The sequence below is a fragment of the Aliivibrio sp. S2TY2 genome, from assembly GCF_028765525.1.
GTDB classification, from domain to species: Bacteria; Pseudomonadota; Gammaproteobacteria; order Enterobacterales; family Vibrionaceae; genus Aliivibrio; species Aliivibrio finisterrensis_A.
In genome coordinates this window covers 35,199-61,124 of sequence record NZ_JARACS010000006.1, presented here as the reverse complement: position 1 = coordinate 61,124, position 25,926 = coordinate 35,199, and the positions used below count along the sequence as shown (strand labels likewise).

The window sequence follows — 25,926 nt, the reverse complement described above, 5'->3', positions numbered from 1 at the left end:
TTATTTCAGCAAGGAGAAGCGGTATGACAAAGCTTACGGTAAAAGCACTTAGTGAAGAAATTGGAACTCCGGTTGACCGCTTACTTCAGCAATTTTCGGATGCTGGTATAAATAAAAAAGATGGTGACTCTGTATCTGAAGGTGAAAAGCAATCATTGCTAGTTCACCTAAAGAAAGAGCATGGTAGCGCTGATGAAAGCGCATCACCAACCCGTCTAACTCTTCAACGCAAGACTCGCAGCACATTAAGTGTTGCTGGGTCTGGCGGCAAAAGTAAAGATGTGCAAGTTGAAGTACGTAAAAAACGTACTTATGTAAAAGCAAGTACACTTGAAGAAGAGAAAAAAGCTGAGCAACTGAAAGCAGAAGCTGAAGAACAAGCCAAACGTGATGCAGAGGATGCTGCAGTTCGCGAACTTGAACAAAAAGCACAACGTGAAGCGGAAGAAAAAGCTAAGCGTGATGCTGAAGCAGAGGTTAAAGCAAAACGTGACGCTGAACAAAAAGCGAAACGTGCTGAAACTGAAAAGGCTAAAAAAGAAATGACTACTAAAAACGATCAAGCAAAAAAAGAAGCTGAGGAACTAAAACTTCGTCAGGAACAAGAAGCGACTCGTAAAGCAGAAGCAGAAGCTGCAAAACTGGTTGAAGAAGCTCGTAAACTTGCTGAAGAAAACGAAGCTCGTTGGAAAGAAGAAGAGCAGAAAAAATCAGCAGCTGAAAAAACTGCAGATTACCACGTAACAACGTCATCTCACGCTCGTGAAGCAGAAGATGCAGCAGACCGTAAAGATGAGCAACAACCTCGTCGTCGTAAGAAAAAAGCAAAACCAGCTGAAGCAGCTGCTCCTCGCGGTGGTCGCAACCAACGTGGCGGTCGCAATAAAAAGCCTCAAGTAAACAAACCAACTTCTATGCAACACGGCTTTGATAAGACAGCAACCGTTGCTAAGCAAGTGGTTGCTATCGGTGAAACAATCGTTGTTTCTGAACTAGCAAGCAAAATGTCTGTTAAAGCAACAGAAGTAATCAAAGTTATGATGAAGATGGGCGCTATGGCGACTATCAACCAAGTTATCGACCAAGAAACAGCGGCACTAGTTGCTGAAGAAATGGGTCATAAAGTGGTTCTTCGTAAAGAAAATGAATTAGAAGAAGCAGTACTGTCAGATCGTGATAACACAGCAGAAGCAGTATCTCGTGCTCCAGTTGTTACTATCATGGGTCACGTTGACCACGGTAAAACTTCTACACTAGATTACATCCGTCGTGCACACGTTGCTGATGCAGAAGCGGGTGGTATTACACAACACATCGGTGCATACCACGTTGAAACTGACAACGGTATGATCACTTTCCTTGATACTCCTGGACACGCAGCGTTTACCGCTATGCGTGCTCGTGGTGCTCAAGCGACAGATATCGTTGTTCTTGTTGTTGCTGCAGATGATGGCGTTATGCCACAAACAATCGAAGCTATCCAACACGCAAAAGCGGCTGGTGTACCTCTGATTGTTGCTGTAAACAAAATCGATAAAGAAGGCGCTAACCCAGATAACGTTAAAAATGAGCTTGCTCAATATGATGTTATTCCTGAGGAGTGGGGCGGCGAGAACATGTTTGTTCATATCTCTGCTAAGCAAGGTACAAACATTGAAGGTCTTCTAGAAGCTATCCTTCTTCAGTCTGAAGTACTTGAATTAACTGCGGTTAAAGATGGTATGGCGTCAGGTGTTGTTGTTGAATCTCGTCTAGATAAAGGCCGTGGCCCTGTTGCTACTGTTCTTGTTCAGTCTGGTACTCTAAACAAAGGCGACATCGTTCTTTGTGGTCAAGAGTACGGCCGTGTTCGTGCAATGCGCGATGAAAACGGTAAAGACATTGACACTGCGGGTCCTTCAATCCCAGTTGAGATCCTTGGTCTTTCTGGTGTTCCTGCATCAGGTGACGAAGCAACAGTAGTTCGTGATGAGCGTAAAGCACGTGAAGTTGCAAACTACCGTCAAGGTAAATTCCGTGATGTTAAACTAGCACGTCAACAAAAAGCTAAGCTTGAAAACATGTTTGCAAACATGGAAGCGGGTGAAGTTGCTGAGCTTAACGTAGTACTTAAAGCTGACGTACAAGGTTCTGTTGAAGCTATCGCTGATTCACTACTTAAACTGTCTACTGACGAAGTTAAAGTTAACATCGTAGGTTCTGGTGTTGGTGGTATTACTGAAACTGATGCAACGCTTGCAGCAGCTTCTAACGCTATCATTCTTGGTTTCAACGTTCGTGCTGATGCAACTGCGCGTAACACTATACAGAATGAAAACCTAGATTTACGTTACTACTCAATTATCTACCAATTGATTGACGAAGTTAAACAGGCGATGGGCGGTATGCTTGCTCCTGAATTCCGTCAAGAAATCATTGGTCTTGCACAAGTACGTGAAGTATTTAAGTCTCCAAAACTTGGCGCTATCGCTGGTTGTATGGTTACTGAAGGTACAATTAAGCGTAGCAACCCAATTCGTGTTCTACGTGAAAACGTAGTTATCTACGAAGGTGAGCTAGAGTCACTACGTCGCTTTAAAGATGACGTTGCTGAAGTTAAAAATGGTTACGAGTGTGGTATCGGCGTTAAGAACTACAACGATGTTCGTGCTGGCGACCAAATCGAAGTATTCGAAATTGTTGAGATTCAACGTACTCTTGACTAATTGACTATAATTACTAACGTTATCAGTAACGTTACGTAATAATCGGTTGTTGAATACACCATGGGGGGCTGGTAATTACCACGCCCCCCATCTTTCTAAGAGAGAAATGATATGTCAAAAGAATTTAGCCGCACACAACGTGTGTCGCAGCAATTACAAAAAGAATTAGCTTTAATTCTACAACGTGAAGTTCGTGATTCACGTATCGGTATGGTTACTATTTCAGATGTTGAAGTGTCTCGTGACCTTGCTTACGCAAAAGTATTCGTTACTTTCTTCTGTGTAGGTGATCAAACCCCTGAATCTTGCCTAGCTGCACTAAAAGAGCATGAAGTTCCAGTTCGTATGTTACTTGGCAAGCGTATCCGTCACCGTCTAACGCCTGAAGTTCGTTTTACTTATGACAATACTCTTGTTGAAGGTATGCGTATGTCTAACTTGGTAACAGACGTGATGAATACCGATAAGCGTAAGATGGCTGAATCTGGTCGTTCTGAATCAGATGAAGGTGAAGAGTAATGGCTCGCCGTCGTAAGGGTCGTCCAGTTAATGGCGTTATCTTAATTGATAAACCAACTGGAATTACATCGAACGATACACTGCAAAAAGTAAAGCGTATTTACTTTGCTGAAAAAGCAGGCCATACAGGCGCACTTGATCCACTTGCAACAGGTATGCTTCCATTATGTTTTGGTGAAGCAACTAAGTTTTCTCAGTTTCTGTTAGATTCTGATAAGCGTTATCGTGTTGTCGCTAAACTTGGTGAACGTACTAATACTTCGGATTCCGATGGTGAAGTCGTTCAAACTCGTGAAGTGAAAGTTGACCGTGGCCAACTTGAGCGTTGTATTGCGAAATTTCGCGGTACAACAGATCAAATTCCATCAATGTTCTCGGCATTAAAATACCAAGGTCGCCCTTTGTATGAGTACGCACGTGAAGGCATTGAGGTACCACGTGAATCACGCAAGATCACGGTTTACTCAATTGAATTGATCCGATTTGAAGGTCAAGAAGTTGAGATGGAAGTTCACTGTTCAAAAGGAACTTACATCCGTACTATTACCGATGATCTAGGTGAAATGCTTGGTTGTGGTGCGCACGTAACTTATTTACGTCGTACAGGTGTATCAAACTACCCATATGAAAATATGGTAACGATTGAGCACTTAGAAGCATTGCTTGAGCAAGCACACCGTGAAGATCGTGCGCCACGTGAATTACTTGATCCACTGCTTATGCCTATGGACTCAGCGGTTCAAGATTTGCCTGAAGTTAATATGATCCCAGAATTGGCTGATCATGTTCTTCATGGTCAACCGGTTCAAGTGTTTGGTGCTCCTCAAGAGGGTATCGTTCGCATGACATCGGGTGAAGAACGTTTGTTTATCGGAGTTGGTCATATCGATGATGATGGTCGTGTTGCACCTAAGCGTTTGGTTGTTTTTAGAGACGAAGTCGAAGAAGATAAGTAAGCCTACGTAAATTGCATCATTCAAGAAAGAGCAAATGCCTTGTGGTTTTTGCTCTTTTTTTATTGCTTTATTATTGTTCATCCGTATAATTCGCCCTTCGCGTAGTGGCTGAATCAGAGATTGGCTACTACAAATATTAAACAACTCTTATCAGGAGAGAATTATGTCTCTGAATGCAGAAACTAAAGCAGCAATCGTTGCAGAATACGCACAATGTGAAAACGATACAGGTTCACCAGAAGTACAAGTAGCACTACTTACTGCTTCTATCAACCACCTACAAGGTCACTTTGCTAATCACAAGCACGATCACCACAGCCGTCGTGGTCTATTACGTATGGTTTCTAGCCGTCGTAAGCTTCTTGATTACCTGAAAGGCAAAAACCTTGCTCGTTACCAAGATCTAATCAAACGTCTAGGCCTACGTCGCTAATTTGCGATGTCTGTAAAGACAGTTTGACGAAAAGGAGCGTTTATCGCTCCTTTTTTTATACCTGCAATATTATGTCCCTTGGTATAACTCTCCTTTTTCATTTCTGAACCTCGCATATTGCCTCAATTGGGGTATACTATGGCCGTTGAAATCGCAGTGTGCGTTTTTAACGTTATCATTTTATTCAACTATTACAGTCACCGAAGTCGGCCACTAGGTCGCGACTATTACAAGTTATCTTTTCGTCAGTAAATTTGTACTAGTCGCGATTGGTAATAGATTGAGTTAACACTTAAATTTTCTTAATTCAGGTCAGTAATGATCCAGCAGTTAAGAATAAAGGAAAAATAATGTTCGCGAATCCAGTCGTAAAATCATTTCAGTACGGTAACCATACCGTAACTCTAGAGACGGGCGTAATGGCACGTCAAGCAACTGCAGCTGTAATGGCAAGCATGGACGATACATCAGTATTCGTTTCTGTTGTTGCTAAGAAAGACGCAGTACCAGGTCAAGATTTCTTCCCACTAACAGTGAACTACCAAGAGCGTACATACGCTGCTGGTAAAATCCCTGGTGGTTTCTTCAAGCGTGAAGGTCGTCCTTCTGAAGGCGAAACACTAACGGCACGTCTAATCGACCGTCCAATTCGTCCACTTTTCCCAAGTGCGTTTAAAAACGAAGTTCAGGTTATCGCTACGGTTGTTTCTATCAACCCTGACGTAAACCCAGACATGATCACTATGATCGCAACGTCTGCTGCGCTTTCTATTGCTGGTGTACCATTCAATGGTCCTATCGGTGCTGCACGTGTTGGTCACATTAATGGTGAGCTAGTTCTTAACCCATCAAACACTGAGCTTGAAAACTCTAAACTAGACCTAGTTGTGTCTGGTACAGAAGGCGCAGTATTAATGGTTGAGTCAGAAGCTGACAACCTATCTGAAGAAGAAATGCTTTCTGCTGTTGTGTTTGGTCACGAACAACAACAAGTAGTAATCAAAGCTATCAACGAGTTTGCTGCTGAAGTTGCTACTCCTGCTTGGGATTGGACTGCTCCAGAAGTAAACACAGAGCTTAAAGCACAAGTTGCAGAGCTTGCAGAAACTCGTCTTTCTGAAGCGTACCAAATCACTGAAAAAATGGCGCGTTACGAGCAAGTTGGCGTAATTAAAAACGAAGCTGTTGAAGCACTTCTAGCTCAAAACGAAGAACTAGACGAGCGTGAAATCCGTGGCATGCTTGGTTCTCTAGAGAAAAAAGTTGTACGTAGCCGCATCATTGCTGGTCACCCACGTATCGATGGTCGTGAAAAAGACATGGTTCGTGCGCTAGACGTACGTACTGGTGTTCTTCCACGTACACACGGTTCTTCTCTATTCACTCGTGGTGAAACTCAAGCACTTGTTACTGCAACGCTTGGCACACAACGTGATGCGCAAATCATCGATAGCCTAATGGGTGAGAAGAAAGATCACTTCCTTCTACACTACAACTTCCCTCCATACTGTGTAGGTGAGACTGGTTTTGTTGGTTCACCTAAGCGTCGTGAAATTGGTCACGGTAAATTAGCTAAGCGCGGTATTCAAGCGGTTATGCCTTCTGTTGAAGAATTCCCATACACAGTACGTGTAGTATCGGAAATCACTGAATCTAACGGTTCATCTTCAATGGCTTCTGTATGTGGTACTTCTCTAGCACTTATGGATGCTGGTGTTCCAATTAAAGCATCTGTTGCTGGTATCGCAATGGGTCTTGTTAAAGAAGGCGACGATTTCGTTGTTCTTTCTGACATCCTTGGCGACGAAGATCACCTAGGTGACATGGACTTTAAAGTAGCGGGTACTAACGAAGGTATTACTGCTCTTCAAATGGACATCAAAATCGAAGGTATTACTAAAGAGATCATGCAGATCGCTCTAAACCAAGCACAAGGTGCGCGTAAGCACATCCTTACTGTTATGGATGAAGCAATCTCTGGTGCTCGTGAAGATATCTCTGAGTTCGCTCCACGTATCCACACAATGAAAATCAGCTCTGATAAGATCAAAGATGTTATCGGTAAAGGTGGTGCAGTTATCCGTGCTCTTTGTGAAGAGACTGGTACAACTATCGAAATCGAAGACGACGGTACTATCAAAATTGCTGCGACTGAAGGTGCTGCTGCTAAAGAAGCTATCCGTCGTATCGAAGAAATTACTGCTGAAGTTGAAGTGGGTAAGATCTACACAGGTAAAGTTATGCGTATCGTAGATTTCGGTGCGTTCGTAACGGTTCTTGGTCCTAAAGAAGGTCTAGTACACATTTCTCAAATCGCTGAAGAGCGCATCGAGAAAGTGGCTGATCACCTACAAGTTGGTCAAGAAGTGAAAACTAAAGTACTAGAAATCGACCGTCAAGGCCGTATTCGTCTAAGTATTAAAGAAGCAAATGCTGAGCTAAACCCAGCACCTGCTGCTGAAGCAAAAGACGCAGAATAATCTTATTGATTACAGTCTTTTGATTTAAAGCGTGTTATAAAGGGAGCAGAAGTGCTCCCTTTTCTTTTAAGTATCGTTAAAAGAAATTGGCTTATCATAGGAGAAAATGAGTGAATTGGATTCGAGTTGCGTTAGTAGGCGCAGTATTAGTATTATCAGGGTGTGCATCAAACTCCTCTGGTTGGGGTTACCCACCAATGGCGGTTCCTTTGCAACCAAGCATCCAGCAAGAGATTCAATTGTCTCGTTTAGATCAATTATTACTACGACCAGATGTTGATGATATTACTCGTGCTAAAATGTTTTATGAGCGTGGTTTAATTAATGATAGTTTAGGTTTACGTGATTTAGCTCGTGTAGACTTCACCCAATCTCTTAATTTAAAACCAGATCAAAGTGATGTTTTTAATATTTTAGGTGTGTATTACACGCAAAATACTGACTTTGATGGTGCTTATGAAGCATTAGACTCTGCATTAGAGCTAGATCCATCGAATCAATTTGCAGAGCGTAATCTAGCCATCGCCCTTTATTATGGCGAGCGTTACGATCAAGCTTATGAAATTGCCACAAAACATTATAACGATGCACCACGAGACCCATATCGTGCTATTTGGTTATATTGGATTGGATTAGAAGTGGATGCGAAAGTAGCAACAGAAACTTTCCAAAAACAATATCAACAAAGAGCGGATGAAGATTTTGGATGGGATCTTGCAGGACTTATTTTAAAAGAGACCTCAGAAGATGAGTTTTATAAAAAGCTTCTGACTACCACTCGTAATAACGTTGCATTGGCAGAAAAACTAACGGAAGGGTATTTTTACTTAGCTAAGCGTTATCAACATGAAGGCGATTACTCTAATGCGATTGCTCTGTATAAATTAGCAATGGCAGGCAATGTGTATGAATATGTTGAACATCGCTACTCTTTTGTTGAGCTTGGTAAAATCTACCAATCATTACGCGAGTTACAAGAGCAGAAGATAAAAGAACAGCAAGCATTAGAATCGAAAGAAGATCCTGTTGCTGAAAGTACAGAAAAAGAAGTATTAAAAGAAGAAGCGTTAGCGGAATAACGCTGTATTTAGTGTTTATAAAAAGCCCTTAGTTCTAAGCGAAGTAAGGGCTTTTTTGTATCATTAAGGCTTATACTAGATTTGGATATCTAGCCCTGCGATATTGTGCCAATAACCGTTGCATTGACGAGCATCTTTTAGCGCAAACTTTTCAATACCTGCTTCATTAGCTTTAAATTTAGAGACTTCGCTAAAGGTTTCTACGCTTAATGGGCTTAATCGCACCACATCAACCAGCTTTTCCATACTTGGTAAGTCATTGATAAGGTTATAGCAGTAGCCTGATTGGGTTTGAATACCATTTAAAGTAAAGACTTCTTGCCCTTCTTGGCTATTTACAGTGATGCCATTTGGGTACTTGATACAACAAGTCTCACACTCATCTTTTGGTTTGTTTTCTGCTCTTGCGGTAAAGCAGCGAGCTGAATAAGCCAGTGGTAAGTAACCGTAGCTGAATACTTCAGTTTCAAATTTATTACGAATACCAAGTTCATCACATTGAATTAATACGTTTTGTAGCCATTCGCGTGATAATTCAACCGGCATACACCAACGAGTCATGCCTTGTTTTAAAAATAAATTTAACGTTTGTGCGTTATAACAGTTAACGGCAGGGCCAACCACAAACGGAACCTTGCTATCTGAAGCTAATTGAATCGCAGAAACATCGTTAGCTTCAATAATGAAGTCACCGTTATCAATGTACTTTTTCATTACATTGACTTCACTTGGTGCTTCTAACAGTGCCATGGTTGATAAAACGACCTGCTTGCCAGAATCTGAAATCTCTTTAGCGATACCAAACCAATCTTTAGGTTTCATTTCTCGGCGCTTTGAGCAAACACTTTCGCCTAAATAAATAATATCAGCTTCACTGTTGATCGATTTTTGGTAAAAGTCTTCAATATTTTCTTTTGACCAAAAGTACAGAAGTGGACCTAGTGCGTATTTCATAATGTTCTCCTATTGCCACTTCTTGTGATATGCGCCAAGGGTTGTTTGAGTCCCTTCTGATACATTAGCTAATGTTGCATCCCACTTAGGTTCAACAGAATAGCCTTCAGGGTTTGCTTTATAGTGATCAATGGCTGCACGCCAAGTTCGAGTCACTTGTTCTACATAAGCAGGGCTACGCTGACGACCTTCAATTTTAACTGAAGCGACATTGGCAGCAAAAAGCTCAGGAACAAGAGATAAGGTATTTAAGCTTGTCGGCTCCTCAAGCGCATGGAAGGTTTTTCCTTCTACGTCAAAACGCCCCTTACAAAGGGTAGGGTAACCTGCATTCTCACCTTCACCATAGCGATCGATAAGGATGTTATTAAGGCGTGATTCTAAGCCATTTTCAGTTTCTTGCCAGCGAACGTATTTTGCTGGAGAGCAGGCACCAACCGTATTTGGTGATTCGCCTGTCATGTATGAGGATAGGTAACAACGACCTTCAGACATGATACATAAGCTACCAAACGCAAAGACCTCTAAATCAACATCAGAAGTTAAGTTACGTGATAGTTGCTTTACCTGATGGATTGAAAGAACTCGTGGCAAAACTACACGTTTAATATTGAAATTTTTCTTATAGAAATCAATCGCAGCAACGTTGGTGGCCGAAGCTTGAACGGATAAGTGTAGCTCTAAATCTGGGTAAGTGGTTGCCGCGTATTCTAGAACCCCGATATCCGAGATAATGAGCGCATCGATCCCCATCGCTGCCGCGTTATCAACGGCTTTTGTCCAACGGCTAAATCCATCCGGGTGAGCAAATGTATTTAAAGCGACATGAATATGCTTATTATTGTCGTGAACGTATTGCACCGCTTTCTCAAGTTTTTTACCTGTGAAGTTTAAGCCTGCAAAATGGCGAGCGTTAGTATCGTCTTTAAAACCGATATAAACCGCATCAGCACCACAATCGATTGCGGTTTTCAGGGCAGGTAAATTACCGGCAGGGCAGAGGAGTTCCATTAGAATACCTAGTTACGAGAATCTGATGCTCTATGATAATGATAAGATAATTTTGAAACTTGATTTAAGGCAGGTTTTTGGTTCTTTTGTTCTTGAAATACAGCTTTGACATAGAATGGTATGAAAGGTGACTTTTTTTGATTTAATTTTTCATAATTGGTTGTAATACCTAGAAAGTGGCAGGTGCTTCCTAGGTATTAAGTTATCTAGTATTTGATTATCTAGAACGTTTATTTTGTACTAATAGCGCTTCAATCTCATGTTTTGGTTGAGGTTTATGGAAGTGGAAGCCTTGGATGGAGTCACAATTTAAACTGGATAACAGCATCGCTTGTTGTCTTGTCTCAACCCCTTCAGCCACGATATCCATGTTTAAGTTTTTGCCTAAATTAATCACATTTTCAATGATGGTGATTTGTTTAGGTAATGTGTCGATTTCATTGATAAAACCACGGTCAATTTTTAGTTCATCAAGAGGGAAGCGCGCAAGATAAGCCAAAGAAGAGTAACCAGTACCAAAGTCATCAATAGATAAGGTAAAGCCAAGTTTTTTAATAGCATCTAGCATTTGAATGGCGTGTTCACCATCACTCATTACCGCACTTTCTGTTAGCTCTAAAGTGATGCAGTTCGGGTCAACTTGTGTGGTTTTAAGCAAACGTTCCATGTATTCAATTAACTGAGGATTACCAAATTGCTCTGGTGATAAATTAATTGCAATACGGCCAGGTAAAATACCTTGATTACGCCACTCTTTAACGGTTTGAAACACCTCACGCATAACCACTTTACCTAGCGTTTCAATTAAACCTGAACGCTCAGCAACAGGGATAAAACGAGCTGGGCTAATGTAACCTTCTACAGGATGCTTCCAACGAACTAGGGCTTCTGCACCATTAATTCTAAAATCACGAGCGCTGACTTTTGGTTGATACCAGACTTCGAGCCCATTATTTTGTAGCGCTTTTTGAAGTTCAATCTCTAGCCATAAACGCATACGCGCTTCTTTGTTCATTTGATCATGGAATTTGATTAAACGATTACGACCGCGATCTTTTGCTTCATACATTGCGGTATCTGCATTTTGTAATAAGCTGCGTGCATCAGTGCCATCGGCAGGGTATTGAACACTACCAATAGAACAAGCGAGTCTTTTAGAGAAGTGAACAAGATCAAAAGGTTGGTTAATAAGGGATATGATCTTTTCAGATAATTGGTCAAGGATCTGATTATGTTCAGGCTTTGGAAAAAGAATACCAAATTCATCACCACCTAAATGGCCAACAATAGCGTGTTTAGGGAGTAATTTTTGTAAGCGGGTGGAAATTTCTTTTAACACTCTATCGCCAATGTGGTGGCCTAAAGAGTCATTTATATTTTTGAAGTTATCGATGTCTAGGTAAAGCATGAAAAAAGGAATGTCTTCTTTAATCATTTTTTCAATAACATGAGTGAAACCATGTCGATTATAGATCCCGGTTAATAGGTCGACTTGAGAAACCGCGATTTGATTTTCATTTTTGGTTTGTTTTTTGTGCTCTTTTAAAATAACTAAATGAGCGGGGCTACCTAGGATATGTGTTTTTTCAACGGTTAATATCAGTTCAGCTCGGGTGCCACAATTAACGGTAGTTCTTACAATGAGAGATTGCTCTGATGCCAATTCAATAATGGTTTCGGAAAGTGACTGAGTTTTGTTTGCGGAGGTTAATAACTGCTCAATGCTTTCACCTACAAATTCAGAGGCTTTATTAAACCCAAGCATTTTGGCGGAAGCGGTATTTGCTGAAACAATAATATCCCCTTCAATCAGCAAGACGGAGTCATTTAGCAGTTCGGTAAGCTTATGATATTTGGTTTCACTTTCTTTTAAAGAATTGAGTAGTTGTTGTCGTTCTGAAGTATCAACAGCGTGAAAGACAATGTAGGTGTTATCGTCCTGCTCTATGGGGAATAAACTAAAGTGAAGGCTGGTATCAAAACGATGATCGTCTAATGTGATTTCAGCTTCAATTTTTTCACCACTTAAGGCTCTATCATAATAAGCTTTAAGTGAGGAATAGAAATGAGCACCTAAGATATCGGTGTCGGAACGGCCGAATAACGCTTCCCTACTTAACCCACTGATTTCACAGTAACGATTATTAACGGTAACGTAGTTATGATCCGTGTCCAAAATAGCAAACAGAAATGGACTATTATCTGTAAGCAAAGGAAGCCAGTGTTGTATTTGAGAAAGAGACATAGTGTTACCGCTTTTAGTAAAAGAAGACAAATAACTTCCAGAATTAGTAATAATTATTAGTATTTATAAGTCGAACGATAAAATATACATTGAATGAATCCCTATTTTCTACCCTAAATTGTAATAAGTACTTTTTTTGATAAGAAACAGGTTAGATATCGGACAATCAATTTATACTTGCTTACAGTTATCGACTAAATGTAATGGAAATTAAGCGTGATTAATCAAATTCGTTCAAAACTAGTAAAAAATGCGGCATCGATCTTAAAAGTTCCTGCAAAGTTAGTTCCTGTTTCAGTTCAACAGAAGGCATTGCTCGAAGGCTTGAAACAAGTATTTCATGAAGCGCTTGACGATGGAGATTTTGAGTTTCTAGAGGATAAATGGTTAAAAGTTTCCATTCTTGATCTCGAATTACATTGGTTTATCAGTTATCAAGATGAAAAACTGATAGTCTCAAACAAAGAAGAGAGTGATGATGTAAGCTTTAGTGGCCAATTAAATGATTTGATTTTAATTGCAGGCCGTAAAGAAGATCCTGACACTCTATTTTTCCAACGTCGCCTTAAAATTGAAGGGGATACAGAGCTTGGGCTTGAAGTGAAAAACTTAATGGACAGTGTTGATCTTGATTCACTTCCAAAACCTTTAAACCAAGCATTGATGACGTTGGCTAATTTTGTCCAACAAGGTTTACAAGAACCTGAAGTAAAAGAGACGATAAATGCTTATTAGAACTGAAGCGCCAGCGGATATTTTAACGATAGATCGATTAGTTCGTGAAACCTTTGAAACAGAAGCAGAAGCAAAGCTTGTGATGTCTTTACGTGAAAACAGTCACTTAACGTTATCATTGGTCGCTTGCTCTGATGAAGGAGAGGTGATTGGACACTGCTTATTTAGCCCTGTAACACTTGATGGTGAAGATTTTAATTGGCAAGGTTTAGCGCCATTGTGCGTTAAAAAAGAATACCAAAAGCAAGGTATTGCTCAAACCTTAGTGAAAGAGGGATTAGAAACCTTAGCTGAATTGGGTTACCCGGTTTCAGTGGTATTGGGTGATCCCGCTTATTATCAACGTTTCGGTTTTGAATCTGCAAAAACATATAATATGAATTGTAAATGGGAAGTGCCAGAAGAGGCATTTATGATTAAGGCGTGCTCTCCTGAGTTTCTAGAAGGGAAAGCGGGCTTAATTGAATATTGCCCAGAGTTTGATTTGCTATAATCCAATAATAGAATGCTCATTATGATTAATGAGCATTTTTATTTATCGCTTTAATCCCTCCGACAACAAGTGGCATCAGTTGAGGAATATTGATAATATTCTTCTCCCTAGATTGACAAGTGAAGTGATATGCCACAGCAAGCGTTACAGTTTTTAAATGAGATGAGTATTTCAGTTTGGCAAGTCCGACAACCTGAATACTTTCCAACATTAGAAGCCAATACCATATCGTTACCAGAAACTTGTCAGTTACTTTTTGTGGCTCCTGCGGTTCCTACTGAGCGCGATGCTTTTCTTTTTGGAAAGGTACTTGCGAGCATGAAATTATCACCAGAGCAGGCGTTATTTCTTCCTTCTAGCGCGTTAGAGTATTTAGCTGAACACAAGCTAACATGGTCTTGGTTTTCGGGTGTACCTATTACTGAGTTGGAAGGGGTGAAAGCATTAAGCTCACCACTGCTTTCAGAAATGCATACCAATACTCAATCACGACGCGATTTATGGCGACAAATTTGTTCTTATGACCATTAATATTCAACCGATCTCTGATTCTCATTTAAATGATATTTGGAGAATCGAAAACGCAGCACATTCACACCCTTGGGCAGAATCTATGATCCGGGAGCTGAACAGTCGCTGCGCGCAACATCGAGTGATGCTAGAAAATGATCAGGTGGTGGGCTACTTCTATGCTCAAAACGTGGTAGGCGAAGTTACCTTGCTGAATATTGCTATTGATCCTGCGCATCAAAGAAAAGGGCTTGGTCGTAAATTGACTGAGTTTTTTATTGATATGTGCATGGAACAAAGCGCTGAATCTGCTTGGCTTGAAGTTCGTGAAAGTAACGTAAAAGCAATTTCTTTATATGAATCAGAAGGGTTTAATGAAGTCACTCGACGTCATGATTACTACCCAACAGCTACTGGTAAAGAAGACGCTATTATCATGAGTTATATTTTCTTTTAAATGCCTCTTATTTAATGCTGAGGTTATTTTAATTCGGTGCTTTAGATAATGGCCGTCTTTGAGTATAATCTCGCCTAATTACATCCTTTCTGAAATCTTACAGGATTATCAACGCTTATGTCTTTTTTACAAGAAGTGGGTAAACGCAGAACGTTTGCCATCATTTCTCACCCGGATGCGGGTAAAACAACCATTACTGAAAAAGTATTATTATTCGGAAACGCGATTCAAAAAGCGGGTACGGTAAAAGGTCGTGGTTCAAACCAGCACGCAAAATCAGACTGGATGGAAATGGAAAAAGAACGTGGTATCTCGGTAACTACGTCGGTAATGCAATTTCCATTTAATGGTTGTCTTGTTAACCTTCTTGATACTCCTGGACACGAAGATTTCTCTGAAGATACTTACCGTACACTAACGGCAGTAGATTCATGTCTAATGGTTATCGATGCCGCTAAAGGTGTCGAAGATCGTACTCGTAAATTGATGGAAGTAACACGCTTACGTGATACACCTATCGTTACGTTTATGAACAAATTAGACCGTGAAGTACGTGACCCAATGGAAGTGCTTGATGAAGTAGAAAGCGAGCTAGGAATGGCTTGTGCACCTATTTCATGGCCGATTGGTTGTGGTAAAGAATTTAAAGGTGTTTACCACATCCACCGCGATGAAACGATCTTATACGCATCAGGCCATGGCCATGAAATTCAAGAAGTTCGCACCATTAAAGGTTTAGATAACCCTGAGTTAGATGTAGCCGTTGGTGCTGAGTTAGCTGCGAATGTTCGTGAAGAGCTAGAGTTAGTAATGGGTGCTTGCCCTGAATTTGATCTTGAGCTTTTCCTTGCCGGTGAATTAACGCCAGTATACTTTGGTACCGCATTAGGTAACTTTGGTGTTGACCACATGCTAGAAGGCTTAACGGATTGGGCTCCTGCACCACAAACACGTGAAGCAGTAGAACGTCCAGTTGAAGCAACAGAAGATAAGTTCTCAGGCTTTGTATTTAAGATCCAAGCAAACATGGATCCTAAGCACCGTGACCGTATCGCTTTCATGCGTATTGTGTCGGGTACTTATACTCAAAGCATGAAAATGAACCACGTGCGTACAGGTAAGAGTGTCAGCATTTCTGATGCGGTAACTTTCATGGCGGGCGATCGTTCTCGTGCTGAGACGGCGTATGCGGGTGATATCATTGGTTTACACAACCACGGTACCATTCAAATCGGCGATACGTTTACACAAGGTGAGAGCTTAAAATTCTCAGGTATTCCAAACTTTGCCCCTGAATTGTTCCGTCGTATTCGCCTAAAAGATCCACTAAAGCAAAAGCAACTGCTTAAAGGTCTTGTTCAACTTTCTGAAGAAGGCGCGGTACAAGTATTCCGTCCACTTCAAAACAATGATTTGATCGTTGGTGCGGTTGGTGTACTTCAGTTTGATGTGGTCGTATCTCGTTTAAAATCTGAATATAACGTTGAAGCTATTTATGAAGGCATCAGTGTAGCAACTGCTCGTTGGGTTGAATGTACTGATGGCAAAATCATGGATGACTTCCAGCGTAAAAACCAAAGTAACCTAGCGTTAGATGGTGGTAATAACTTAACGTACATTGCCCCAACGATGGTTAATTTGAATTTAGCGTCTGAGCGTTTCCCTGAGGTTCAATTCAGAGCGACTCGTGAGCACTAATCTAGTTGCAATCAAATAAATAGAAACGGAGTCTTAACGGACTCCGTTTTTGTATCTATAGTATAGAGATAATGACGGTAATTAATGATAAGGAAGGCGAGGGTGCTGAAACTGATTAAGTTATGGATTAAGAAATACGATGATTGGTGTAAGTCGCTAGGGTTAACGCCTGAAAATAAACGCAGTTGTGTCCCTTATAAAAAAGAAGAAGAGTAATGGCTTTCCGATTCATTGATTCACACTGTCATTTTGATTTTGCACCTTTTAAAGGTAACGAAGCCTTGTATTTACAAATGGCAAAAGACAGAGGAGTAACAACATTCATTGTCCCTAGTGTGAATCAATCAAATTGGAATCAAGTGAATGGTTTATCCAAACAGTTTGATGGTATTTATTACGCATTAGGCATTCACCCATTATTTATTATATCAAACTATGAAAAAGAGTTAGAAAGTTTAGCTGCGTTGCTTGATGAAGAAAATAATAAGTGTGTAGCGATTGGTGAATGTGGATTAGATTTTTGGCATCAAGAAAGTGATAAGGAAATACAAATCTCTGTTTTTCGCCAGCAGTGTTTATTGGCAAAAAAGCATCAACTTCCTTTAATTATTCACAGCCGTAAAAGCCACGATATGGTAGTAAAGCTGTTGAGAGAAATTAGGCCTGAGAGAGGCGGGGTTATTCATGGTTTTAGTGGTAGTTTGCAGCAGGCGAATCAATTTATTGAATTAGGTTTCTATATTGGTGTCGGTGGCGTGATCAGTTACGAAAGAGCTAAGAAGACCAAAATGGTGGTTTCACAATTGCCTTTAGATAAAATTTTATTAGAAACCGACGCTCCAGACATGCCATTGTTTGGCTTTCAAGGGCAAAAAAACACGCCAGATAAAGTACAAAAAGTATGCGAACACTTAGCTTTGATTAGAAAAGAGTCAATGCAAACGATTTCGGAAACTGTTTATAAAAATACCACCTCTTTGTTTGGGATTTGAGTTATTAGTCATTTCTTTAGGTGTAATTGATGATTATTTAGAAACCTCTTAGTGATAATGATCACAATTATGAATGAACAAAGCATGTATCAGCCGCGATTATGTGACAACAGCATTACTTTATTGGTGGTTCAATGAGTATAATCGCCCCCGCTAATTTGAAACACGCCAACAATAAATTTAGGGAAAACTTTAACTATGAGCCTGCTAATGAGTTTGGTTGGGATCGTGGTACTGCTAGGTATAGCTGTACTTCTTTCTGATAACCGCAAAGCAATTAATTTACGTACTGTGGGTGGTGCATTTGCTATCCAATTCTTCCTAGGCGCATTTGTACTTTATGTACCTGTGGGTCGTGATGTACTTTACGGTGCATCTGAAGCCGTTGCGAACGTAATCAACTATGGTAACCAAGGTATCGAGTTTTTATTCGGTGGCCTAGTATCAGGTAAAATGTTTGAAGTATTTGGTGGCGGCGGTTTCGTATTCGCACTACGCGTACTTCCTGTAATCGTATTCTTCGCTTCATTAACAGCGGTTCTTTACTACCTAGGTATCATGCAAATCGTGATTAACTTCCTAGGTGGTGCTCTACAGAAAGCGCTTGGCACATCTCGTGCGGAATCACTATCTGCTACAGCTAACATCTTTGTTGGTCAAACTGAAGCGCCTCTAGTTGTGCGTCCGTTTGTTCCAAAAATGACTCAATCTGAGCTATTTGCAGTAATGTGTGGTGGTCTAGCTTCTGTTGCTGGTGGTGTACTTGCTGGTTATGCTTCTATGGGCGTGCCTCTAGAATACCTAATCGCAGCATCATTCATGGCTGCACCTGGTGGTCTTCTGTTTGCTAAAATCATCAAACCAGAAACTGAAACACCAATTGATCAACTTGACGCTCTTGATAACGAAGGCGACGACAAGCCAGCTAACGTAATCGATGCTGCTGCGGCAGGTGCTGCAACAGGTATGCAACTTGCGTTAAACGTAGGTGCAATGCTTCTTGCTTTCATCGGCCTTATCGCGCTTATCAACGGTATCTTAGGTGGCGTTGGTGGTTGGTTCGGTATGCCAGAAATCACACTAGAGCTTATTCTTGGTTACATCTTTGCTCCACTTGCATTCCTTATCGGTGTGCCGTGGGAAGAAGCGACAATTGCAGGTTCATTCCTTGGTCAAAAACTGGTAGTTAACGAATTCGTTGCATACCTAAACTTTGCACCGTACCTAGCGGAAGGCGCTGAAATTGTTCTTTCTGAGAAAACGAAAGCAATCATTTCATTCGCACTATGTGGCTTCGCAAACCTTTCTTCTGTAGCGATTCTACTTGGCGGTCTTGGTAGCCTTGCACCAGCACGTCGTCATGACATCGCTAAGATGGGTATGAAAGCTGTTGCTGCTGGTACATTATCAAACCTAATGTCAGCAACAATCGCAGGTCTATTCCTATCTCTATAATCTTATAGAGCAGAGCAGATAATCACAAAAACCCGCACTTATTGCGGGTTTTTTTATGTCTGTTATTTAAGTAATAAGTGTGATGAAAATATGACGTTATTTCACATATTTTGTGTAAAAAAGATTGAGATGCAAACCGATTGCGTTACCACACGAAAACAATCAAGCTAAATTATATTGATATAATGAATCCATAATAAAAGAGAGAAGAACTGCTAGGTTAAAAAAATAAACTATGGTCTAAACTATAGTTAATGCACACACAACCTAAAAAATGAGAGTCAATTATGAATGAAGTTTTACTATCTATGTTAGCGGGTTTGATTGTTGGAGTTGTTTTCTCTGCAATTAAGCTGCCTATTCCAGCGCCACCAGTTCTTTCTGGAGTGATGGGAATCGTCGGTGTTTACGCCGGTGCTGTCGGCTACCAATGGATTGTTGAACGTTTCTTTTCATAATCTCAGTGTCTTTCTATGGAAACATGGTTTCACTAGTGCCACTGAACAAGTATTGGTAAAATGAACCATGTTTCAACGGTGTCTCATGATGAGACGTTAGAGCGGTACTCATTCATACTATTGAAGTAAGTACTGGCGGCAAAATGGATATTGATTGAGCGTTATGCGCTCAAGTCTTCAAGGAATCAAGTCCGCTCATTTGCTGTTGAACTTAATATATGAACAGCAAAACTATCAAAGAATTTATTCTATTTTGGAGATAACAATGAGCGATTTAAAAGCAGCGGCACTACGTGCATTACAATTAATGGATTTAACGACGCTTAACGATAATGATACAGACGAAGCAGTAATTGCACTTTGTAAAAATGCAAAAACAGCAGTAGGCAATACCGCAGCAGTTTGTATTTACCCACGTTTCGTTCCTATCGCTAAGAAAACGCTGAGCGAGCAAGGCACACCAGAAGTGCGTATCGCAACAGTAACTAACTTCCCACACGGTAATGACGATATCGCTATCGCAGTTGCAGAAACTAAAGCGGCTGTTGCTTATGGTGCTGATGAAGTTGACGTGGTATTCCCATACCGTGCGCTTATCGCAGGTGATGAAACGGTTGGTTTTGAGCTAGTTAAGCAGTGTAAAGAAGCGTGTGGTGATGTTCTTCTTAAAGTGATCATCGAAACGGGTGAGCTAAAAGAAGAAGCGTTAATTAAGAAAGCATCTCAAATCTGTATTGAAGCAGGCGCTAACTTTATTAAAACATCAACAGGTAAAGTGCCTGTTAATGCAACACCAGAATACGCTCGCATGATGCTAGAAGTTATTCGTGATATGGGCGTAGCGAAAACAGTTGGCTTTAAGCCTGCTGGCGGCGTTCGTACTGCTGAAGATGCACAAGCATACCTAGCAATGGCTGATGATATCTTAGGTGGCGATTGGGCTGATAACATGCACTACCGTTTTGGTGCATCAAGCCTACTGACTAATCTACTAAATACATTAGAAGTAACAGAAGAAACAGCTGATCCATCAGCTTACTAGTTTCTCGTTACTTGATTTATAGCTAAAAAATAAATCGACTTAGGTGAGGCATTACCGCCTCACCTACCTCAACCCTACCTATATTAATTACCCAACCAAGATTGGGGAGGCACTAATGTATCTACCACAAGAGATTATTCGCAGAAAGCGTGACAATAAAGTACTAACAACAGAAGAAATTAACTTTTTTATTCAAGGTGTTGCAAAAAATACGGTATCTGAAGGTCAAATCGCCGCATTTGCAATGGCGGTTTACTTTAATGAAATGACAATGCCTGAACGTATCGCATTAACGTGCGCTATGCGTGATTCAGGAATGGTGATTGATTGGAGCCACATGAACTTTGATGGTCCAATCGTTGATAAGCATTCTACTGGTGGTGTAGGTGATGTAACCTCATTGATGCTTGGCCCAATGGTGGCAGCGTGTGGCGGTTATGTTCCTATGATCTCTGGCCGTGGTTTAGGTCATACTGGTGGTACGCTAGATAAGCTAGAGTCAATTGCTGGTTACAACATTATGCCAAGCAATGAGATTTTTGGTAAAGTGACTAAAGAAGCGGGTGTAGCAATTATTGGTCAAACGGGTGATTTAGCACCGGCTGATAAGCGTGTATATGCAACTCGTGATGTAACGGCAACGGTTGATAATATTTCATTAATTACAGCCTCTATTTTGTCTAAGAAATTAGCCGCGGGTTTAGACTCGTTAGTTATGGATGTTAAAGTGGGTTCTGGTGCATTTATGCCAACTTACGAAGCATCAGAAGAACTAGCAAAATCAATTGTAGCAGTAGCTAATGGGGCAGGAACCAAGACAACGGCATTATTAACAGATATGAACCAAGTACTGGCATCTACAGCGGGTAACGCATTAGAAGTACGTGAAGCGATTCGTTTCTTAACCGGTGAATATCGTAACCCTCGTTTATACGAAGTAACGATGGCACTATGTGCAGAGATGCTAGTGATTGCTAACTTAGCAAAAGATGAAAAAGAAGCGCGTGCTAAACTACAATCTGTACTAGATAATGGTAAAGCAGCAGAATGCTTTGGTAAAATGGTGTTTGGTCTTGGTGGTCCAAGTGACATTATTGAAAATTACGATAATCATTTAGAAAGCGCACAAATCATTAAACCTGTATTTGCTGATAAAGCGGGTATTGTTAATGCGATGGATACTCGCGACTTAGGTATGGCTGTAGTGGGCATGGGCGGCGGTCGTCGTGTTGCAACGGATACTATTGATTATGCGGTTGGTTTAAGTGATATGATCCGTCTAGGCCAAACTGCCGATACAGAACAACCATTAGCAATGATTCACGCTCGTAATGAAGAACAATGGCAACAAGCAGCGGATGCGGTAAAAGCAGCCGTTGTGATTAGTGAAGAACAACCAGAAATGACTCCGGAAGTTTATCGCAAAATTCGCCCTGAAGACGTGTAAGGAAGAAAACATGAAACGTGCAATAATTTTAGTACTTGATTCATTTGGTATCGGTGCCGCAGGCGACGCAGAGAAGTTTGGCGACGTAGGTTCAGATACGATGGGGCATATTGCAGAACAGTGTGATAAAGGCCTAGCTGACAACAGTAATCGTCAAGGACCTTTAACGCTTCCAAACCTTTCTAAGCTTGGTTTAGCTATGGCGGGTAAAGAGTCTACAGGTCAATTTGCCGCAGGTTTAGACGTGAACGCTGAGATCATTGGTGCTTATGGTCATGCGGCTGAATTGTCTTCAGGTAAAGATACGCCTTCTGGTCACTGGGAAATCGCAGGTGTTCCAGTATTGTTTGATTGGGGCTACTTTAGCGATAAAGAAAACAGTTTTCCTAAAGAGTTAACAGATCGTATTCTTGCTCGTGCAAATCTTTCAGGTTACCTAGGTAACTGCCATGCATCGGGTACACAAGTGCTTGATGACTTGGGCGAAGAGCACATGAAAACAGGCATGCCTATTTTCTATACCTCTGCCGATTCCGTATTCCAAATTGCCTGCCATGAAGAGACATTTGGTTTAGATAACTTATTAGCATTATGCCAAATCGCGCGTGAAGAGCTTGAAGATTATAATATTGGTCGAGTGATCGCTCGTCCATTTATTGGCCCTGGTAAAGGTCAATTTGAACGTACGGGTAACCGTCGTGACTTATCTCTTGAGCCACCAGCTGCGACTATCTTACAAAAATTAGTGGATGAAAAAGGCGGACAAGTTCACTCAATTGGTAAGATCTCTGATATCTATGCTGGCTGCGGTATTACTAAGAAAACCAAAGCGACAGGTATTCCTGCGCTGTTTGATGCGACTAAAGACGCAATTGAAACAGCAGGTGATAACACCATCGTATTTACAAATTTCGTAGATTTCGATTCAGCGTATGGCCACCGTCGTGATGTTGCAGGTTATGCCGCTGCGTTAGAGTACTTTGATGGTCGCCTTCCTGAAATCATGGATATGCTGCAAGAAGACGATATTCTTATTTTAACGGCAGATCACGGTTGTGATCCAACATGGCCGGGTACGGATCATACTCGTGAGCATATTCCAGTCATTGTTTATGGTCATAAAGTACCAGCGGGTTCATTAGGCCGTCGTGATACCTTTGCCGATATTGGTCAAACCTTAGCAGAGTACTTTGAAACCTCTGATATGGAATATGGAAAATCGTTCCTATAAAAAATAATAAGCAGTAGAGCTCTCTCTACTGCTTTTTTCTATTTAAAGTTAAATAAGCAAGGATATAAATTATGGCTACTCCACATATTAATGCTGAAATGGGTGATTTTGCAGACGTAGTACTGATGCCTGGTGATCCAATCCGCGCAAAATACATTGCTGAAACATTCCTTGATGATGTAGTGCAAGTATGTGATGTTCGCAATATGTACGGTTTTACAGGTACTTATAAAGGCCGTAAGATTTCTGTTATGGGCCACGGTATGGGTATCCCATCATGCTCAATCTACATGACAGAGTTAGTGAAAGATTTCGGCGTTAAGAAAGTTATCCGTGTTGGTAGTTGTGGTGCGGTTAATGAAGGCATTAAGTTACGTGATGTAGTTATTGGTATGGGAGCATGTACTGATTCAAAAGTGAACCGTATCCGTTTTAAAGATCATGACTTTGCCGCAATTGCTGATTATGAAATGGTTCGTAATGCAGAGCTAGCTGCTCAAGCGCGTGGCATCGATGTAAAAGTAGGTAATCTGTTCTCTGCTGAGTTGTTCTACACACCAGATCCAAGCATGTTTGACTTAATGGACAAATACGGCATCGTAGGCGTAGAGATGGAAGCGGCGGGTATGTACGGCGTGGCTGCGGAGTACGGTGCAAAAGCATTAGCGATTTGTACCGTATCGGATCATATTAAGACCGGCGAGCAAACCACATCTGACGAGCGTGCAACGACCTTTGATGAAATGATGTTAATTGCACTTGATTCAGTACTGCTTGGTGACAAATAACACGCATAACGAAAACCGTTAGAAATGAAAAAGGCGATGAGGGTAACTTCATCGCCTTTCTTTTTATGCTTTACCACCAAATAATGTGGTAACCGGTTTACTCGAACGCTCTCTTTTTCGTAATAAAGCCATAATCATCATCCCTGAAACTAAACTGATTACTAACATACCAAACATTAAGCGATCGCTTTTACGGTAATGGTGATTAGCAAACCCTGTCAGTGTCGACTTCTCAAAGGTGACTCGAAGAAAGCCAAGTAAACGATCTTCTTTGATTATCGGTTCGATTAATTGTTGGCGTCCAATACCATCTATAGAGAGTGGTGTATTTAACCCTGTAATTTGTGAAGCGGTCAGCGCATTATCACTTTTGGCTAGGATCCCACCTTCTGCATCGTATATTGTTGCATCAAATACGAGAGGTTCTGTAGCTAAATTATTAGTCAGTTGCAGTAAACCTTCGTGATTATCTTGTTTTATATTCTCAACAGAAAAGAGAGCAGCTTGGCGTACCATAGTACGACTAAGATCTTGCAGCTGCTTATTTTGTATAATTTGGTTATTGTCACTGATAACGGTACTGTTGATTAAGATAAAGTAACTGAATGCAAGAAGGGAAATTAGCATTAGGCTTTTTACAATAAAATTTTGAGAAAGCATCGAGATCACCACGCAAATTAGAATGAGGGAATTATACTCAATTTACAGAAAAATAGCAGTTTATGTCGTTTGGGTCTTGCTCATCTGCTCTGCAATCGGTATTTTTGAGATAGGATTAGTAAGGATACGAATCATGGATATGATAACCCCATTCTCAATTAAGAAAAATATACCCCTATTAAAGCGTTTCTCATCAACCCGAGAAACCACCCAGTTGGATCTAAAGCAGACTGGGTGGATTGTATATAGTCCCCATTTATCGCAACATCACTTTCAAGATATTGACTTCTTTATTGGCGAGCAAAGTTTAGTACTCTCGACTTGGAAAGTTGGGCATTATGATGTCGCAGCGATGGCAGGTGAAATGACGCCTGAACATAAAACGATTCTTGATGCACTAGAGTTAGATTACGCTGAAGTTAAAGATATTCCTGATTTATCAAAGCCTGGAATTATCTTATTTGATATGGATTCAACAGCAATAGAAATTGAGTGCATTGATGAAATCGCTAAATTAGCTGGTGTTGGAAAACAAGTTTCAGAAGTAACCGAGCGCGCAATGCAAGGAGAGCTTGATTTTAAAGAGAGCTTAATTCAGCGAGTAGGAACCCTAGCCGGAGCTGATGAAGCGATTTTAGCTAAAGTGAAATCAGAGTTACCCTTCATGCCAGAAGTCAGAGAGCTGGTTGCTACCATGCATAAATACGGTTGGAAACCGGCTATTGCATCAGGTGGTTTTACTTATTTTTCTGATTACTTAAAACAAGAACTCAACCTTGTACATGCACAATCAAATCAACTGGAAATTGTTGATGGCAAACTTACCGGTAAGGTTCTTGGTGAGATTGTCAGTGCAGAGACGAAGGCACATATTTTAATTGAGCTTGCAGATAAATATGAGATAGAGATCAGCAATACGGTTGCCGTTGGTGATGGTGCTAATGATCTGGTTATGATGGAAGCGGCAGGCCTTGGTATTGCCTATCACGCAAAACCTAAAGTGCAAGAGCAAGCACAAACCGCAATCAGACATGCTGATTTAGGTGGTGTTGCTTGTATTTTATCAGCTTCGTTATTGTTCAGTAATAAACTGAGTTGGTAGAAGCTTAATCTCCCATAAGTTTAATATAAAAAATGAGCTTTATTATAAAGCTCATTTTTTTGCGTTAAATTCAGCAATAACGATTACATATTGCGTAAATAGCGTGATCCAGCTCTCAACCTTAATGGAATCTGAATGAAATGCAGGAATCCATTCAGAAAGTCGTTTTGTTGTCGTCGTTAAATTGACGTTAATTGATTGTATGAATAATATTCACCTTGTTCACTTCGAACACATATTAATCAATAGCGGAGTTATTATGCTAACTAAATTATTCGTAAAGTCTCAACTTGCTCTTCAATCTTTCAAAAACGATGAGCGCGGCGTAACAGCAATTGAATATGCAATCATTGGTGTTTGTATGGCAACAATTGTTTTTGCTGTATTTAATGGTACTTTAAAGGGCGCGCTTGAAACAGCAATGAATAAAATTGTTACAGTTATTAATTCAGCAGCTGATGTATAATAATTAATTA

Annotated in this window: 25 protein-coding genes; 21 read left to right on the top strand and 4 right to left on the bottom strand. The window is 40.7% G+C overall.

What is annotated here, in order from left to right; genetic code table 11:
* Nucleotides 1-23 precede the first annotated feature (23 nt).
* The 6 genes from infB to nlpI all read left to right on the top strand — a co-directional run bounded on the left by infB (nt 24) and on the right by nlpI (nt 8,172).
* On the top strand, nt 24-2,705 hold the full coding sequence (gene infB / locus PVK63_RS11150) for a translation initiation factor IF-2 (protein WP_274440485.1): 2,682 nt from the start codon (nt 24-26) through the stop codon (nt 2,703-2,705).
* 111 nt (nt 2,706-2,816) lie between these two features.
* A complete protein-coding gene (gene rbfA, locus PVK63_RS11145; protein WP_130044299.1) occupies nt 2,817-3,224 on the top strand; it encodes a 30S ribosome-binding factor RbfA in 408 nt (135 codons plus the stop codon).
* Entirely contained in the window at nt 3,224-4,180 is a 957-nt protein-coding gene (truB, locus tag PVK63_RS11140; protein ID WP_130046864.1) for a tRNA pseudouridine(55) synthase TruB, read from the top strand. The genes rbfA and truB overlap by 1 nt, the downstream gene beginning before the upstream one ends.
* Nucleotides 4,181-4,343: 163 nt before the next feature.
* Nucleotides 4,344-4,613 (top strand): 30S ribosomal protein S15, encoded by a 270-nt coding sequence (rpsO, locus tag PVK63_RS11135; protein WP_130044297.1) that lies wholly within the window; start codon nt 4,344-4,346, stop codon nt 4,611-4,613.
* Nucleotides 4,614-4,963: 350 nt separating this feature from the next.
* Entirely contained in the window at nt 4,964-7,093 is a 2,130-nt protein-coding gene (gene pnp / locus PVK63_RS11130; protein WP_130044296.1) for a polyribonucleotide nucleotidyltransferase, read from the top strand.
* Between the two features lie 110 nt (nt 7,094-7,203).
* On the top strand, nt 7,204-8,172 hold the full coding sequence (nlpI, locus tag PVK63_RS11125) for a lipoprotein NlpI (RefSeq protein WP_130046863.1): 969 nt from the start codon (nt 7,204-7,206) through the stop codon (nt 8,170-8,172).
* A gap of 75 nt (nt 8,173-8,247) precedes the next feature.
* Here nlpI and PVK63_RS11120 read toward each other — a convergent pair whose 3' ends face one another.
* From PVK63_RS11120 to PVK63_RS11110, 3 genes are all read right to left on the bottom strand, one after another.
* Entirely contained in the window at nt 8,248-9,126 is an 879-nt protein-coding gene (locus PVK63_RS11120) for a U32 family peptidase (protein ID WP_274440484.1), read from the bottom strand.
* 9 nt (nt 9,127-9,135) lie between these two features.
* Complete coding sequence (gene ubiU, locus PVK63_RS11115) at nt 9,136-10,137, bottom strand: ubiquinone anaerobic biosynthesis protein UbiU (protein ID WP_130046861.1); 1,002 nt, start codon at nt 10,135-10,137, stop codon at nt 9,136-9,138.
* A 217-nt stretch (nt 10,138-10,354) separates the two neighbouring features.
* Entirely contained in the window at nt 10,355-12,382 is a 2,028-nt protein-coding gene (locus PVK63_RS11110) for a putative bifunctional diguanylate cyclase/phosphodiesterase (RefSeq protein WP_130046860.1), read from the bottom strand.
* Nucleotides 12,383-12,598: 216 nt separating this feature from the next.
* Between PVK63_RS11110 and ubiT the strand changes: the two genes are divergently transcribed.
* From ubiT to deoD, 13 genes are all read left to right on the top strand, one after another.
* On the top strand, nt 12,599-13,117 hold the full coding sequence (gene ubiT, locus PVK63_RS11105; protein ID WP_130044291.1) for a ubiquinone anaerobic biosynthesis accessory factor UbiT: 519 nt from the start codon (nt 12,599-12,601) through the stop codon (nt 13,115-13,117).
* Entirely contained in the window at nt 13,107-13,610 is a 504-nt protein-coding gene (locus tag PVK63_RS11100; RefSeq protein ID WP_130044290.1) for a GNAT family N-acetyltransferase, read from the top strand. Before ubiT ends, PVK63_RS11100 begins: the two co-directional genes overlap by 11 nt.
* A gap of 129 nt (nt 13,611-13,739) precedes the next feature.
* On the top strand, nt 13,740-14,141 hold the full coding sequence (locus PVK63_RS11095) for a DNA polymerase III subunit psi (RefSeq protein ID WP_130044289.1): 402 nt from the start codon (nt 13,740-13,742) through the stop codon (nt 14,139-14,141).
* Nucleotides 14,131-14,577, top strand: a complete 447-nt coding sequence (rimI, locus tag PVK63_RS11090; RefSeq protein WP_274440483.1) for a ribosomal protein S18-alanine N-acetyltransferase — start codon at nt 14,131-14,133, stop codon at nt 14,575-14,577. Before PVK63_RS11095 ends, rimI begins: the two co-directional genes overlap by 11 nt.
* A 117-nt stretch (nt 14,578-14,694) precedes the next feature.
* Nucleotides 14,695-16,275 (top strand): peptide chain release factor 3, encoded by a 1,581-nt coding sequence (gene prfC, locus PVK63_RS11085; protein ID WP_130044287.1) that lies wholly within the window; start codon nt 14,695-14,697, stop codon nt 16,273-16,275.
* Nucleotides 16,276-16,377: 102 nt separating this feature from the next.
* A complete protein-coding gene (locus PVK63_RS11080) occupies nt 16,378-16,491 on the top strand; it encodes a DUF5363 family protein (protein ID WP_130044286.1) in 114 nt (37 codons plus the stop codon).
* Complete coding sequence (locus PVK63_RS11075; protein ID WP_274440482.1) at nt 16,491-17,267, top strand: TatD family hydrolase; 777 nt, start codon at nt 16,491-16,493, stop codon at nt 17,265-17,267. Before PVK63_RS11080 ends, PVK63_RS11075 begins: the two co-directional genes overlap by 1 nt.
* Before the next feature lie 198 nt (nt 17,268-17,465).
* Nucleotides 17,466-18,722 carry a NupC/NupG family nucleoside CNT transporter gene (locus PVK63_RS11070; RefSeq protein WP_130086959.1) on the top strand — a complete coding sequence of 419 codons (1,257 nt, stop codon included), beginning with the start codon at nt 17,466-17,468 and terminating at the stop codon, nt 18,720-18,722.
* A 287-nt stretch (nt 18,723-19,009) separates the two neighbouring features.
* Nucleotides 19,010-19,180 carry a XapX domain-containing protein gene (locus PVK63_RS11065; RefSeq protein ID WP_274440481.1) on the top strand — a complete coding sequence of 57 codons (171 nt, stop codon included), beginning with the start codon at nt 19,010-19,012 and terminating at the stop codon, nt 19,178-19,180.
* Nucleotides 19,181-19,445: 265 nt separating this feature from the next.
* Nucleotides 19,446-20,222, top strand: coding sequence for a deoxyribose-phosphate aldolase (gene deoC, locus PVK63_RS11060; protein ID WP_274440479.1), 777 nt, complete (start codon nt 19,446-19,448; stop codon nt 20,220-20,222).
* 115 nt (nt 20,223-20,337) lie between these two features.
* Complete coding sequence (gene deoA, locus PVK63_RS11055) at nt 20,338-21,669, top strand: thymidine phosphorylase (RefSeq protein WP_274440478.1); 1,332 nt, start codon at nt 20,338-20,340, stop codon at nt 21,667-21,669.
* Nucleotides 21,670-21,679: 10 nt separating this feature from the next.
* The gene (locus PVK63_RS11050) at nt 21,680-22,900 is read left to right on the top strand and encodes a phosphopentomutase (RefSeq protein ID WP_274440476.1); all 1,221 of its coding nucleotides are present in this window, start codon (nt 21,680-21,682) and stop codon (nt 22,898-22,900) included.
* A 71-nt stretch (nt 22,901-22,971) separates the two neighbouring features.
* Entirely contained in the window at nt 22,972-23,688 is a 717-nt protein-coding gene (gene deoD, locus PVK63_RS11045) for a purine-nucleoside phosphorylase (RefSeq protein ID WP_060992425.1), read from the top strand.
* Between the two features lie 63 nt (nt 23,689-23,751).
* Here the strand turns inward: deoD and PVK63_RS11040 are convergent, their stop codons facing one another.
* A complete protein-coding gene (locus tag PVK63_RS11040) occupies nt 23,752-24,348 on the bottom strand; it encodes a YtjB family periplasmic protein (protein ID WP_274440475.1) in 597 nt (198 codons plus the stop codon).
* 133 nt (nt 24,349-24,481) lie between these two features.
* Here PVK63_RS11040 and serB point away from each other — a divergent pair, with 133 nt between their 5' ends.
* Complete coding sequence (gene serB, locus PVK63_RS11035) at nt 24,482-25,450, top strand: phosphoserine phosphatase (RefSeq protein ID WP_274440474.1); 969 nt, start codon at nt 24,482-24,484, stop codon at nt 25,448-25,450.
* Nucleotides 25,451-25,709: 259 nt separating this feature from the next.
* Entirely contained in the window at nt 25,710-25,916 is a 207-nt protein-coding gene (locus PVK63_RS11030; RefSeq protein WP_274440472.1) for a Flp family type IVb pilin, read from the top strand.
* The last annotated feature ends 10 nt before the right edge of the window (nt 25,917-25,926 follow it).